The organism is Curtobacterium sp. NPDC090217, from assembly GCF_044746705.1.
Lineage (GTDB): Bacteria > Actinomycetota > Actinomycetes > Actinomycetales > Microbacteriaceae > Curtobacterium.
The window spans coordinates 496486-510076 of record NZ_JBIVCR010000002.1 but is presented as its reverse complement, the minus strand read 5'-3'; the positions used below and the strand labels follow the sequence as shown (position 1 = coordinate 510076).

Genomic DNA, 13591 nt, shown 5'->3' with positions numbered 1-13591 from the left:
CTCAGCCGAGCTGGTCGCGGATCGCAGCCTCCGCCCGACGCGCCAGGTACGCGACGCCCGCCGTGTTCGGGTGCAGTGCGCCCGGCTCCAGGTCGATCCGCCGGAGCCCGTTGGTGGAGTCGAGCGTGACCCCGGAGACGTACGGCCGCTTCGTGGCGCAGGCCGAGCGCGCCTGCGTCGACGCGAACACGTCGACGTAGCGGACGCCCGCCGCGGCAGCAGCCGACCGGGCGACGTCGTTCAGTTCCTCTTGGACGCCGTGCAGGTAGCGGACGTCGGTGTTCGTGAACGGGTACGAGTTCGTCGGGAAGGACCCGGTGAGCGTCCCGATGTCGAGCGCCGACCGGAAGCACCCCTTCGCCGGGGTGTGGTCGGCGTCGGGGAAGATCGCCGGGTACCCGAGGAACACGATCTCGGCGTTCGGCGCCGCGTTCCTGATCGCCGCGAGGGTGTTCGCGATGCCCAGTGACACCCGCGCCTGGATCTTCGTGCCGAGCTGGTCCACGCCGTCGCGGACCAGGGTGCTCCGGCAGGACGGGGCGTCACGGCCGGAGAAGACCGGGCCCTTCGCCGAGAGCGCCAAGCACGACGCCGCGGTGCCGAAGAGGTCGGCGTCGTTCCCGCCGATGGTCAGCGTCACGAGCCGCGTGTCCGACGACAGCGCCTCGATCTGCGGCGGCACACCCCGGAACTGGTGCCCGCCGAGGACGTCGGCGCTGGTGGCACCGCCGCACGTGACGTCGTGCAGTGCGAGGCCGAAGCGGGCGGCGATCCGGTGCGGGTAGTCCTGGGCGGACTGCCCGCACGCGGTCGTCGGCAGCCCGGTCGGGTCGCCGAGCCCGTAGCCCGCCGAGTACGAGTCGCCCAGCGCGACGTACTCGCTGCCGACCGGCAGGTTCGCGAGGCGCTCCGGCGGCTCGGCCGACGAACGGTACGGCTGCGGCACGGGCCAGAGCGGCGCCGCCGACGCGGAGGGCGCGGCGATCGATCCGGCTGCGAGCACGACGAACACCGCCAGTGCGGCGACCAGCGTCGAACGGACGGAACGGAGCAGGGCGGGTCCCTCGGGTGTGCGTGGGGTCGGACGGAGGGAGCCAGGCTAGCCGGGCGTCCTCAGCGTCGGCCGAGTCGCCGTTCGCCGTTGCTGCCCGTGCGGTGCTCGAGTCCGTAGTGCGAGTACAGCTCCGGCTCGGTCGCCGCGTCGAGCTCGCCGTCGGTGGGGATCGACGGGGCGTCCTTGATGAGCTTCTTCGCGAACGTGACGTGCAGGTGCTTCGGGGTGACGGTCGCACCGGTGAGCGGGACGAAGACGAGCTTCTGGAAGCCGACGAGGCCGGTCTGCACGGCGCCGAACGCGGGTTCCGAGGTCGCGGTGTCGTAGTAGATGCTCTCGAGCGTCCCGACGCGGTCGTCGCCCTCGTCGACGACCGGCAGGCCGATCCAGTCCCGGATGTTGGCCGCTTCGAACACGGTGCTCCCTCCGCGGTCGCCGGTCGTTCCGGCACCGCTCCTCGACGCTACCGGTCGGCGCCCGCGTCCGCCCGGCCCCGGACGCCGAGCCCGTCGACCGCTGCGAGCACGTCGGCCGCGTGCACGGCGAGGATCGCCGGATCGGGTTCCTCGGAGAACACCTCGCCGCGACGGACCGACGCGTCCGTCAGCACGACGTGCGGTCCGGATGCCGGCGGCCCCCAGCTCTCGGGCGGTGCCGGTCCGAAGAGCACGACCGAGGGGATGCCGTACGCCGATGCGAGGTGGGCCGCCCCGGTGTCCACCGTGACGACGACGCGTGCCGCGGCGACCACCGCGGCGAACGCACGGAGGTCGAGGACGCCGACCAGCACCGCCCCCGGCGGCAGGCCGGCCCCCTCCGCGACCGCGGTGGCGCGCTCGACGTCAGCCGGGCCTCCCGTCAGGACGACGTCGTGTCCGCGCTCGCGCAGTCCGCGCACCACCTCGGCGAAGCGGTCGACCGGCCAGTGCCGGGCGCCGTGGAACGCACCGACGTGCACCACGGCTGCCCCGTCGACGACGGGGGGATCGTCCGGGCGGTCGATCGCGACGTCGTCGGCGTCCGCGTGGAGGTCGTACGCACGGAGGAGTGCGGTCCACCGCTCGCGTTCGTTGACGATGCCGGTGTCCCACGTCGGTCCGCCGGCGCCGTGGTGGAGGACCCGGCGCGCGCCGAGCGCGGCGACGAGGTCCTCGGACTCCGGACCGGCGCCGTGGAGGTTGACGGCCACGTCGGTCACGCCGGAGGGCACCCCGATCGGGTGGTCGAACCCCTGCTGCGCGAGGTGCACGTCGACGGACGGGATCAGCTCGACGAGCGGCGCCAGCCACGCCGTCGTCGCGAGGCTGATGCGGTGATCGGGGAACGCGCGGCGCAGAGCGTGGAGGGCCGGGACGGCGACGAGGAGGTCGCCGAGCTTGATCGCGCGGAGCACGACGAGTTCCGGTCGGCCGTCGGACGGGGGCAGGCGATCGAGAGCGGTCACGAGCGGGACGGTAGCCGAACGTGGCCGACGGGCTCCCCAGGACGCGCTCTGCGGCCTTCCTGCCCGCGCACGCGGCACCCGGTGCGTAGAACTCTGGGCATGGCCCTCTCTGTGGACCGCCCCGTCGGCGGGATCCTGTTCGACCGGGACGACACCCTCGTCATCGACGTGCCCTACAACGCCGACCCGCACCGCGTCGTCCCCGTCCCGGGTGCGCGAGTCGCCGTGCAGCGCGCCCGAGCGGCAGGTCTCCGCGTCGGCGTCGTGACGAACCAGTCCGTGATCGCCAGGGGCGGGGCCACCCGCGCCGAGGTCGACGCCACGAACGCCCGCGTCGACGAGCTCGTCGGGCCCTTCGCGGTGTGGTGCGTCTGCCCGCACGGCCCCGACGACGACTGCGCGTGCCGGAAGCCCCGCCCAGGGCTGGTCCTGCGGGCGTCCGAGGCGCTCGGGGTCTCCGCCGAGGAGCTGGTCGTCATCGGTGACATCGGTGCGGACGTCGGCGCCGCTGCCGCCGCCGGTGCACAGTCGATCCTCGTACCGACGCGCTCGACCCGTCCGGAGGAGATCGCCGCGGCACCGACCGTGGCCGTCGACCTCGCGGAGGCGGTGGCGCTCGTGCTCGCGCACGCGGTCGAACGCCCGTGACCCGCGCTGGTGGTGGGGCGCCCGTGACCCGCGTCCTCGTGGCGCGGCTCGACTCGTTCGGTGACGTGCTCGTCGCAGGACCCGCCGTCCGTGCCGTCGCCGCCGGGGCGTCGCACGTCACGATGCTCTGCGGGCCCCAGGGCGCACCGGCCGCCGAGCTGCTGCCGGGGATCGACGCCATCAGGGTCTGGGCGGCACCGTGGGTCACCGAGACCCCAGGTGCCCTCGACGACGACGCACTCGCGTCCTTCCGCCGGCTCGTCGACGAGGCCGACGTCGACGAAGCCGTCGTGCTCACCTCGTTCCACCAGTCGCCGCTCCCCCTCGCCGTCCTGCTCCGACTGGCCGGCGTCGCCAGGATCACCGGCGCGTCGGTCGACCACCCCGGCACCCTGCTCGACGTGCGGCTGCGGCCGGGAGAGGACCTGCCAGAGGACCTCCCCGAGCCGGAGCGCGCCCTGCGGATCGCGGCGGCTGCCGGGTTCCGGCTGCCGCCGGACGACGACGGGAGGCTCGCGGTGCGTCACGACGCCGTCGCACCTCCGGACGTGCTCGGCCTGGGCCGTTACGTCGTCGTCCACCCGGGAGCGAGCGTCCCGGCGCGTTCGTGGCCCGTAGGTCACCACCGCGCGCTCGTCGCCGCGTACGCGGCACGCGGGACCCCGGTGGTCGTCACCGGGTCGCCGAGTGAACGGGCGCTCACCGCGGAGGTCGCCGCCGGCGGGGCGGGGTACGACTCCCCCGTCCTGGACCTCGGCGGACGGACGAGCCCCGGCGAGCTCGCCGCGGTGCTGGCCGGGGCGGAGGTCGTGGTCGTGGGCAACACCGGGCCGGCGCACCTGGCCGCTGCGGTGGGGGTACCGATCGTCAGCCTGTTCTCGCCGGTGGTGCCAGCGGTGAAGTGGGCGCCCGCCGGGCCGCACGTCGAGGTGCTCGGGGACCAGACGGCGGCGTGCCGGCTGAGCCGTGCGCGGGAGTGTCCGGTGCCGGGACACCCGTGCCTGACCTCGGTGACGGTGTCGGACGTGCTGGCGGCGCACGACCGGCTGCTCGCTGCGCTGGGCTGACGGGGCTGCGGGCTCTTCGCTGCGCTCCGTGGATGATCCGGGGGCAGTCTGCGAAGCACGTCATCTGCCGCTGCGTAGCGTCCTGCTCCTGCTCCACCCCTCGCCACCCGACCGCATCGAAGGGACCGCATGCGCATCCTCCTCTGGCACGTGCACGGCGGCTGGATGGACGCCTTCGTCCGTGGCCGACACGAGTACCTCGTGCCGACGACCGACGCCCGCGACGCCTGGGGGCTCGGGACCGGCGGCCGCGACTGGCCGAACGTGACCGAGATCGACCCCGCCGCGCTCCGCGAGACCGACATCGACGTCGTCGTGCTGCAGCGGACCGAGGAGGCGGCCGCCGTCGCCGAACTCCTGCCCGGGCGCGACCTGCCGACGGTCTTCGTCGAACACAACGCCCCGAGGGTGGACGTGCCGAACTCGCTGCACCCGTTCCGGGACCGCGACGACCTGACCATCGCCCACGTCACGCACTGGAACGCCCTGATGTGGGACTGCGGAAGCACGAGGACGACCGTCGTCGAGCACGGCGTCGTCGACCCGGGTCCGCTGTGGACCGGCCGACTGGAACGGTTCGGCGCCGTCATCAACGAGCCGGTCCGACGCGGCCGTGTGGTCGGGACCGACCTGCTCGAGACGTTCGGGACGGTCGCGCCGGTCGACGTCTGGGGCATGGGTACCGAACACCTCGTGGGCCTCGATGCCGTCTCCGGGCTCGGTGACGTCGCGCCGGACCCGATGCACGCCGCGCTCGCGGAACGACGCGCCTACCTGCACCCGAACCGGTGGACGTCCCTCGGGCTCTCGCTGATCGAGGCGATGCACATGGCCATGCCCGTGCTGGTGCTCGCGACGACCGACGCCGCGCGCACGGTCCCGCCGGAGGCCGGTGCGATCTCCACTGACGTGACGGAGCTGACGCGCGCCGCCCGGCTGCTCGCCGACGACCCGGACGAGGCACGGCGGAGGGGGCTCGTCGCCCGTGAAGCCGCGCTCGCACGCCATTCGCTCACCCGGTACCTGCGGGACTGGGACGACCTGCTCGACGACACCGTCACGCGCCACCGCCGTACCCGTCCCACACCGGCTGGTCTCGCCGGTCACGCCGTCGGAGGGAACGCTCGATGAGGATCGCCATGGTCTCCGAACACGCCAGCCCGCTCGCGGTGCTCGGCGGCGTCGATGCCGGCGGGCAGAACGTGCACGTCGCCGCCCTGTCAGGCGCGCTCGCCGACCGCGGCCACGAGGTCACGGTCTACACCAGGCGGGACGACCCGACACTGCCCCAGCGGGTCGTGCTGCGCCCGGGTGTCGAGGTCGTGCACGTCGACGCCGGGCCGCCCGAGCACGTGCCGAAGGACGACCTGTTCCCCTGCATGGCGGTGTTCGCCCAGGTGCTCGCCGCCGAGTGGTTCGTCGACCGGCCGGACGTCGTGCACGGGCACTTCTGGATGTCCGGGCACGCCGCGCTCGACGCCGTCACCCAGGTACAGGCCCGCACGGGCGGCGTCCGGATCCCGATAGTGCAGACGTTCCACGCCCTCGGGGTCGTCAAGCGTCGGCACCAGGGCGCCGCGGACACCAGCCCGGCGGAACGGGACTGGATCGAGCCCTCCGTCGGACGCGGCGTCGACCAGGTCGTCGCGACCTGTTCCGACGAGGCGTTCGAGCTCAAGGCGCTCGGCGTCCCCCTCCGCGCGATCTCGGTCGTGCCGTGCGGGGTCGACGTCGACCGGTTCCGACCGACGGGTGTCGTCGAGGAACGGGGGCGGACATCGAGGATCCTGACCGCGTCCCGGCTTGTCCGACGGAAGGGCGTCGGGACGACGATCGCCGCGCTGGCCCGGCTCGTCGCAGACGGGCGGGACGTCGAACTCGTCGTCGTGGGCGGAGCCGGCACGGCCGGTGCCGACCTGCCGGACGACCCCGAGTACCAGCGGCTCGACACGCTCGCACGGCAGCTCGGCGTCCGTGACCACGTGCACTTCCGAGGCCAGCTCGGGCAGGACGAGATGCCGTCCGTGTACCGGAGCGCCGACGTCGTCGTGTGCGCGCCGTGGTACGAGCCGTTCGGCATCGTGCCGCTCGAGGCGATGGCCTGCGGCCGACCGGTCGTCGCGTCGCGCGTCGGGGGTCTCATCGACACGGTCGTCGAGGAGTCCACGGGCATGCACGTCCCGCCCCGCGACGAGGACGCCGTCGCCGCAGCGGTCGCCGAGCTGCTCGACGATCCCGGGAAGGCCGACGCGTACGGCGAAGCCGGCCGTGCACGCGTCGAGAACCGGTACTCGTGGACGCGCGTCGCGGCGGACACCGAGCGCGTCTACGAACGGCTGATCGGTCGCACGATCAGCACTCCCGAGCACACCACGCGTTCGGCCAGAGCCGCGCGCGACACCGAGAGGACGGCACGATGACCATCGACCGGCACGGCATCGAGACGACCGAGCGGACGAGCGGCAGTGCCCGTGCGGTGCTCGACCACGTCGCCGCCTCCGTTCCCGTCATCGCATCGCTCGTCGAGCACGGCGACCACATCGCGGCCTGGGCGGACGACGTCGCCGCGCGGCTCGTGTCCGGCCGCCGGCTCCTCGCAGCGGGCAACGGCGGATCGGCAGCGGAGGCGCAGCACCTGACGTCGGAGCTCACGGGCCGGTTCGACGGCGACCGCCCCGCGTACTCGGCGATCTCCCTGCACGCGGAGACCTCGGCGGTCACGGCCATCGGGAACGACTACGGGTTCGACGAGGTCTTCGCCCGTCAGGTCCGTGCACATGCCAGGGCGGGCGACGTCGTCGTGCTGCTGAGCACGAGCGGGAGGAGCCCGAACCTCCTGACCGCCGCAGCAGCCGCCAGGGCCGTCGGTGCCCGGTCGCTCGCCCTGACCGGTCCGCGGCCGAACCCGCTCGCGGACGCCGTCGACGACGCGATCTGCATCGACGGTCCGTCCGCCAACGTCCAGGAGGCGCAGCTGGTGCTCGTGCACGCGCTCTGCACCGCGATGGAACCGGCGCTCCGCCGTGGGGGCCGAGCATGACGGGCAGCGTCCCCGGCGCCGCACCGCTCCGGATCGTGGTCGTCGGGGACACCCTGCTCGACGTCGACGTGTCCGGCACGAGCGACCGCCTGAGCCCCGACGCACCGGTCCCCGTCGTCGACGTCCACACCGACGACCGACGCGCGGGCGGTGCAGGCCTCGTCGCGACGATGCTCGCGCGGGACGGGCACGACGTCACGCTCGTCACCGTCCTCGGCGACGACGCCCGTGCCGCGGAGATCACCGCGCTGCTGCCCGACGTCCGGGTCGTCGCCGGTCCGTCCGGCGCCCCGACGCCCGTGAAGACCCGCGTGCGGGTCGGTGACCACGCCCTCGTGCGCATCGACGAGGGGTGCGAGACCCCGTCCGTGCCCGAGGCGACCCGGGCGATGACCGATGCGCTGCTGGACGCCGACGCCGTCGTCGTCGCCGACTACGGTCGCGGTGTCCCGGCCTCCCCCGCCGTCCGGGACGCGATCGCGGCCGCCGCGCGGTCGACGCCGGTCGTCTGGGACCCGCACCCCAAGGGAGCGACGCCGGTCGCCGGCATCACCGTGGCCACGCCGAACGCGGCCGAGGCCCGACGGTTCACCGGACTGGGTGGCACCGGCATGCCCTTCGCCACCGACGCTGCCGAGGCGTTGCTCGGTGCGTGGGACGTGCAGGCCGTCGCCGTGACGCTCGGCGACCGCGGCGCACTCGTCGGTCGCCTGAGCGGCGACCGGCTCGACAGCCGGTTCGTCCCGGCGACGTCCGTCACCGCCGGGGACCCGTGCGGCGCCGGTGACCGGCTCGCCGCAGGGGTGGCCGTCGCGCTGGCGTCCGGTGCGGACGTGGCAGACGCCGTCGCCGCCGGGGTCGCGGACGCGTCCGCCTACCTCGCCGCCGGCGGGGTGACCTCGCTCCTCACCGACGTCGGCCGCCCACCGGTGGACGTCCCGGGAACCGACCGCGACGCCGTGCGGGTCGTGCACCGCACCAGGAGCGCCGGCGGTGTCGTCGTCGCGACCGGCGGCTGCTTCGACCTGCTGCACGCCGGACACGCCAGGACCCTCTCCGCAGCGCGCGCCCTCGGCGACTGCCTCGTCGTCTGCCTGAACTCCGACGACTCGGTCCGACAGCTCAAGGGGCCGGAGCGGCCGATCATGAACCAGGACGACCGCGTCGAGCTCTTGCTCGCACTCGACTGCGTCGACGCCGTCGTCGTGTTCGACGAGACCACCCCGGACGAGGCGCTCCGACGCTTCCGTCCCGACGTCTGGGCCAAGGGCGGGGACTACACCGCCGACGCCCTCCCCGAGTCCGACACGCTCGCCGAGTGGGGCGGACGGGTCGTCACCGTCCCGTTCCACCCCGGACGCTCCACCACCCGTCTCGCCGCGGCGCTCGCGCACGTCGGCTGAGGCCCACCGAAAGGAACCACATGCCCGTCCCCACCACCCCCATCGGCCGCGTCCTCGTCACCGGCGGTGCCTCCGGACTCGGAGCGGCCGTCGTCGATGCCGTCCTCGAAGCAGGCGGCACCCCGATCGTCCTCGACCTCCGCGTCGACGGCGTCGCCGACGGGATCGACGCCGTGGCGGTCGACGTCACCGACACGGCGGCGACCGAGCAGGCTGTGCGGGACGCCGCCGAACGGCACGGGGGGCTCGACGCCGTGGTCACCGCCGCCGGCATCGACAAGCCGGCGCCGATCGGGGGGCTCTCCGCCGCGGACTGGGAACGGATCGTCGGCGTGAACCTGCTGGGGACCGCCGCCGTGGTCCGTGCGGCACTCCCCTCGCTCGAGCAGAGTCACGGGCGGGTCGTCACCGTGTCCTCGTCGCTCGCACTGCGCGGCGTGGGCGACGGCACCGCCTACTCCGCGTCGAAGTTCGGCGTCCGCGGGTTCTCGCAGGCGCTCGCCGCAGAAGCAGCAGGCAGCGTCGGCGTGACGAACGTGATCCCGGCTGGCATGCGGACCAACTTCTTCGCGGACCGCACCGAGCAGTACAAGCCGGGGCCGGACGCGCAGCTGATCGAACCGTCGTACGTCGCCAATGCGATCCTGTTCGCACTCGCCCAGCCCGCCGGGTGCGAGATCCGGGAGCTCTCGATCATGCCGGCCACGGAGCCGAGCTGGCCCTGACACCCGGGCCGCAGGCCGTCAGCGTGTCCTGAGCAGGTCCTCCACCTCGGTGAGGACCTGCTCGGGCGTGACCTCGTCGACGTAGGACGGGTCGTGCTCGCACCGATCGGCGGTCCAGCCCACCTGGGTCACGTCGACCCCGCAGACCGGGCACCGGGTGACGAACGCCATGAGCACCCGGTGTCGGCCGCGGTCCAACGGCCCGGCGTTGATGACGTTGCCGAACCAGAACACGCCAACCGTCCGCGTGCCGACCGCCACGGCGAGGTGCCGGGGACCGGAGTCGTCGCCCACCATGACGTCGGCAGCAGCCAGCACCGCAGGCAGTTCCCGGAGCGGCAGCGTGCCGACGAGGTCGTGCAGCCGGGATGCGCGGTCCGTGCCCACCGCCGCCACGATCGCATCGGCCGCTGCACGGTCGGAGTGGTCCCCGACGAGGACCACGTCGTCGCCGGCGTCGATCCGCGCCGAGGCGACGGCGGCGAACCGGTCGGGGCTCCAGCGGCGCCGCGGGTCCGTCGCGCCCGGGTGCATCGCCACGAGCGTCCCGACCACGCCGAGCCGCGACCTGACCGCCTGCCGCTCGTCCTCCGACACCGTCAGGCGCGGATCGAGTGTGACCGGTTCGGCCCCGGCGAGTGCGACCACCTCGAGTCCCCTGAGCACCTCGTGCTGGTAGTAGACGTACCGGACCCAGCGCTCGAGGACCTCAGCGTCCTCGGTCGCGGTGCCGACGGTGTGCCGCGCCCCGAGCCGGAGCAGGAACGGGTTCGAGTTGCGGCCGCCACCGTGCAGCTGCACGGCGAGGTCGAACCGGCCGCGGAGCCGGTGGTCGAAGTCCTCGAGGGACGGGGCGTCCACGCCGCGGTCGCGCACGCCCGGCGAGACGGGGAGCTCCTCGAACGCGTGCACCGATGCGGTCCGGCCGACGAGCAGCTCCGCAGCGGCCGGCGTGCCGAGGAGCGTCACACGCGCATCGGGGTAGGCGGCGGCCAGCGCATCGATCGCGGGCATCGCGAACATCAGGTCACCGAGTCCCCCGCCACGGAGCACCGCGATCTCGCGGACCCCACCGAACCGTCGTCCGCCGTCACCGATGCGCACCGAGTGCCTCCCGTTCGTCGATGCCCCTGTCTACCGATGGCACTCCGAGAACACGTCCGGTCAGCCACGGAACGCGTTGCCGTGACCGCGCCCAGGAACCGGGGCGGACCGTCGGAGACCCGCACCGTCCGCGTCCCTGGAAGGACCCGCATGACGCTCGAAGCCCCCACCACGACCGACCGGATCGTCGTCCTCGACCCCGTGACCGGATCGGTCGCGTCGACGACCACCACGGCGACCCCCGACGAGGTCCGGGACGCGGTCGCCAGGGCACGCGCGGCGTTCCCGGCATGGTCGAGGACCGCCCCTGCCGACCGTGGTGCGCTGCTCCGCGATGCCGCCGAGCACCTCCGCGCGCACGCCGTCGAGCTCGCCGAACTCAACACCCGCGAGACGGGCAAGGTCCCCGGCGATGCGCTCGGCGGCGTGCAGGCCGGCATCGGCACCCTGCTCCAGTACGCGGAGCTCGGTCCGCTGCACCGCGGCGAGTCCCTGCGGGGACAGCACGGCGCGGCGGACTGGACCGTGCCGCATCCCCGCGGCGTCGTCCTCGCCCTCACCCCGTGGAACGACCCCGTCGCCGTCGCGCTCGGCATCGTCGGCGCTGCGGTCGTCACCGGCAACACCGTCGTGCACAAGGGCAGCGAGCGGTGCCCGGCCACGATCCAGCGTCTGAACGCGCTCCTCGCCGAGGTCCTGCCCGACGGTGTCCTCGTCGGGGTCGACGGCGACGCGACGACCGGCGAGGCGCTGCTCGCCGAGGACGGCATCGCGGTCTACGCGCACGTCGGGTCCACCGCGACCGGGGACCGGCTCACCGCGGTCGCCGCCACCACACGCGCCCACGTGATCCGCGAGAACGGCGGCAACGACGCGCTCGTGGTCGACGCCGGCGTCGATCCGACGTGGGCGGCCGCGCAGGCAGCGCTCGGGGCGTTCGCGAACACCGGCCAGATCTGCACCAGCGTCGAGCGCATCTACGTCCACCTGGACGTCGCCGAGGCGTTCGTCGCCGCGCTCGTCTCCGAGGCGGACGCCCGCACGGCCGCCCCCGCGTCCGAGTTCGGTCCCCTGGTCGACGAACGACTCCGCGTGCTCGTCCAGCAGCACGTCGACGACGCGGTTCGTCGTGGTGCGACCGTCAGGACCGGCGGCGTGGTGCCGGACGGCGCCGGCTCCTCCTACCCGGCCACCGTGCTCACCGACGTGCCCGACGACGCGCTCGCCATGACCGAGGAGACGTTCGGACCGATCGCGCCGGTGCGCGTCGTCGACAGCTTCGCCGAGGGGCTCCGCCTCGCCGCCGCCGACCGGTACGGCCTCGCGGCGACCGTGCTCACGCCCGACACCGGCAACGCCCTGCTCGCCGCCGCGACCCTCCCCGTCGGGACCGTGAAGATCAACGCGGTCTTCGGCGGAGCACCCGGTGGCAGTGCCGAGCCGCGCGGGGCGTCCGGATCCGGGTTCGGCTACGGTCCGCACTTGCTGGACGAGATGACCACGACGACGGTGGTCCACCTCGAACCTGCCCCGCGCGTCACCCGCGCCGACGAGCGCCCCGCCGATGAACACCTCGCCGACGAGCGGCCCGCCGACACCGCCGCAGCCGAGGGGTACGACCGGTGACCGCCGACGTCCGACTCATCCGCGACGTCGTCGCCAGGATCGACGACCGCGATCCCCTCGTCGTCGTGATCGGCGACCCGATCCTCGACCGCTGGACGATCGGCGAGGCGGAACGCGTCTCGCGCGAGGCGCCGGCACCGGTCGTCCGCGTCACCGAGACGATCGCGGTCCCCGGCGGTGCCGCCAACACCGCCGTGAACGCCCGGGCGCTCGGTGCCCGCGTGGTCTTCGTCGGGATCATCGGCGACGACGAGGCCGGCTCGGTCCTCCGCGCGCGCCTCGACGTCGCCGGGGTGGACACGACGCACCTCCTCTCCGTCCCCGGCGCGACCACGACCACGAAGACGCGCGTCGTCGGAGGCGACCGCGTCGTCGTCCGGGTCGATGAACTCGCCGCGGCGCCGACCACCGCCCACCGCGAGCAGCTCGCCACTGCGACCGCACGCGCGCTGGACGGTGCCGACGCCGCGATCGTCTGCGACTACGGTCTCGGGGTCTCTCCCGAGACCGTCCTGCCCGTGCTGGACCGCGATCGCCCCACTGTCGTCGTCGTGGACGCGCACGACCTCCGGGGCTGGCACGACCTGCACCCGGACCTCGTCACGCCGAACGCGGCGGAGACCGCGGCGCTGCTGGGATCCGACCTCGGCCAGGGGGCCGATCGCGCCGGCTCCGTGACCGCCGCCCGCGCCGACGTGCTCCGGGTGACCGGAGCGCGCGCCGCTGCCGTCACCCTCGACCGCGACGGATCGGTCCTCCTCGTGGCGGGTGACGCCACTGGGCACCGCACCCGCGCCACGCCGGCGTCCGAGCAGCAGGCGTCCGGCGCCGGGGACACGTTCTGCGCCGCGGCGAGCGTCGCCCTCGCCGCCGGCTGCGACGCCCGGGCGGCGGTGGCGTTCGCGCAGGCCGCTGCGGACGTCGTCGTCCGCGAGGCCGGGACCTCCACGTGTGACACCGCCGCCCTCCTCACGTCGGTCGAGGCGCCCGCGGAGACCGTCGTCGACCACGACGAACTCGCCGCCGCGGTCGGACTCGCCCACGAGCAGGGAAAGCGGGTCGTGTTCACGAACGGCTGTTTCGACGTCGTCCACCGCGGCCACACGACGTACCTGCGACAGGCCAAGGAACTCGGTGACCTGCTCGTCGTGGCGCTCAACGACGACGACTCGGTGCGGCGGTTGAAGGGCCCTGAGCGGCCGATCAACACCGCAGAGGACCGCGCAGGCGTCCTCGCTGCCCTCGCCTGCGTCGACCTCGTGACCGTCTTCGCGACGGACACCCCGATCCCGCTCCTCGACCGGGTCCGTCCGGACGTCTACGTCAAGGGCGGCGACTACTCGCCGGAGATGCTGCGCGAGACCGAGGTCGTCCGTGCCTACGGCGGCGAGGTCGTGATGGTCGACTACGTCCCGGAGCACTCCACGAGTGCGGTCGTCCGACGGATCCGGGAGACCGCCAGGGGCGAGACCGACTGAAC

The 13591-nt window shown here is 74.0% G+C and carries 13 protein-coding genes; 9 read left to right on the top strand and 4 right to left on the bottom strand.

Annotated elements, in window-relative coordinates:
• Position 1: 1 nt before the first annotated feature.
• From ACIPJ2_RS10135 to ACIPJ2_RS10125, 3 genes are all read right to left on the bottom strand, one after another.
• Positions 2–1003 (bottom strand): SGNH/GDSL hydrolase family protein, encoded by a 1002-nt coding sequence (locus ACIPJ2_RS10135; RefSeq protein WP_402728715.1) that lies wholly within the window; start codon positions 1001–1003, stop codon positions 2–4.
• A 110-nt stretch (positions 1004–1113) separates the two neighbouring features.
• Entirely contained in the window at positions 1114–1470 is a 357-nt protein-coding gene (locus tag ACIPJ2_RS10130) for a PRC-barrel domain-containing protein (RefSeq protein WP_281264536.1), read from the bottom strand.
• A gap of 47 nt (positions 1471–1517) precedes the next feature.
• Positions 1518–2498, bottom strand: a complete 981-nt coding sequence (locus ACIPJ2_RS10125; protein WP_402728714.1) for a glycosyltransferase family 9 protein — start codon at positions 2496–2498, stop codon at positions 1518–1520.
• A 99-nt stretch (positions 2499–2597) separates the two neighbouring features.
• On the opposite strand from ACIPJ2_RS10125, the gene ACIPJ2_RS10120 reads away from it, so the two are divergent.
• From ACIPJ2_RS10120 to ACIPJ2_RS10090, 7 genes are all read left to right on the top strand, one after another.
• Positions 2598–3146 carry a D-glycero-alpha-D-manno-heptose-1,7-bisphosphate 7-phosphatase gene (locus ACIPJ2_RS10120; protein ID WP_402728713.1) on the top strand — a complete coding sequence of 183 codons (549 nt, stop codon included), beginning with the start codon at positions 2598–2600 and terminating at the stop codon, positions 3144–3146.
• Positions 3147–3169: 23 nt separating this feature from the next.
• Complete coding sequence (locus tag ACIPJ2_RS10115; protein ID WP_402728712.1) at positions 3170–4213, top strand: glycosyltransferase family 9 protein; 1044 nt, start codon at positions 3170–3172, stop codon at positions 4211–4213.
• Between the two features lie 129 nt (positions 4214–4342).
• On the top strand, positions 4343–5344 hold the full coding sequence (locus ACIPJ2_RS10110) for a glycosyltransferase (RefSeq protein ID WP_402728711.1): 1002 nt from the start codon (positions 4343–4345) through the stop codon (positions 5342–5344).
• Complete coding sequence (locus tag ACIPJ2_RS10105) at positions 5341–6633, top strand: glycosyltransferase (RefSeq protein ID WP_402728710.1); 1293 nt, start codon at positions 5341–5343, stop codon at positions 6631–6633. The genes ACIPJ2_RS10110 and ACIPJ2_RS10105 overlap by 4 nt, the downstream gene beginning before the upstream one ends.
• Positions 6630–7253 carry an SIS domain-containing protein gene (locus ACIPJ2_RS10100; RefSeq protein WP_402728709.1) on the top strand — a complete coding sequence of 208 codons (624 nt, stop codon included), beginning with the start codon at positions 6630–6632 and terminating at the stop codon, positions 7251–7253. The genes ACIPJ2_RS10105 and ACIPJ2_RS10100 overlap by 4 nt, the downstream gene beginning before the upstream one ends.
• Positions 7250–8656, top strand: coding sequence for a PfkB family carbohydrate kinase (locus ACIPJ2_RS10095; RefSeq protein WP_402728708.1), 1407 nt, complete (start codon positions 7250–7252; stop codon positions 8654–8656). Before ACIPJ2_RS10100 ends, ACIPJ2_RS10095 begins: the two co-directional genes overlap by 4 nt.
• Positions 8657–8676: 20 nt before the next feature.
• Positions 8677–9381 (top strand): SDR family oxidoreductase, encoded by a 705-nt coding sequence (locus ACIPJ2_RS10090; RefSeq protein ID WP_281264528.1) that lies wholly within the window; start codon positions 8677–8679, stop codon positions 9379–9381.
• Between the two features lie 18 nt (positions 9382–9399).
• On the opposite strand, the gene ACIPJ2_RS10085 is transcribed toward ACIPJ2_RS10090, so the two are convergent.
• The gene (locus ACIPJ2_RS10085; protein ID WP_402728707.1) at positions 9400–10485 is read right to left on the bottom strand and encodes a glycosyltransferase family 9 protein; all 1086 of its coding nucleotides are present in this window, start codon (positions 10483–10485) and stop codon (positions 9400–9402) included.
• Between the two features lie 150 nt (positions 10486–10635).
• On the opposite strand from ACIPJ2_RS10085, the gene ACIPJ2_RS10080 reads away from it, so the two are divergent.
• Positions 10636–12111 carry an aldehyde dehydrogenase family protein gene (locus ACIPJ2_RS10080; protein WP_402728706.1) on the top strand — a complete coding sequence of 492 codons (1476 nt, stop codon included), beginning with the start codon at positions 10636–10638 and terminating at the stop codon, positions 12109–12111.
• Complete coding sequence (rfaE2, locus tag ACIPJ2_RS10075) at positions 12108–13589, top strand: D-glycero-beta-D-manno-heptose 1-phosphate adenylyltransferase (RefSeq protein ID WP_402728705.1); 1482 nt, start codon at positions 12108–12110, stop codon at positions 13587–13589. The genes ACIPJ2_RS10080 and rfaE2 overlap by 4 nt, the downstream gene beginning before the upstream one ends.
• Positions 13590–13591: the final 2 nt, after the last annotated feature.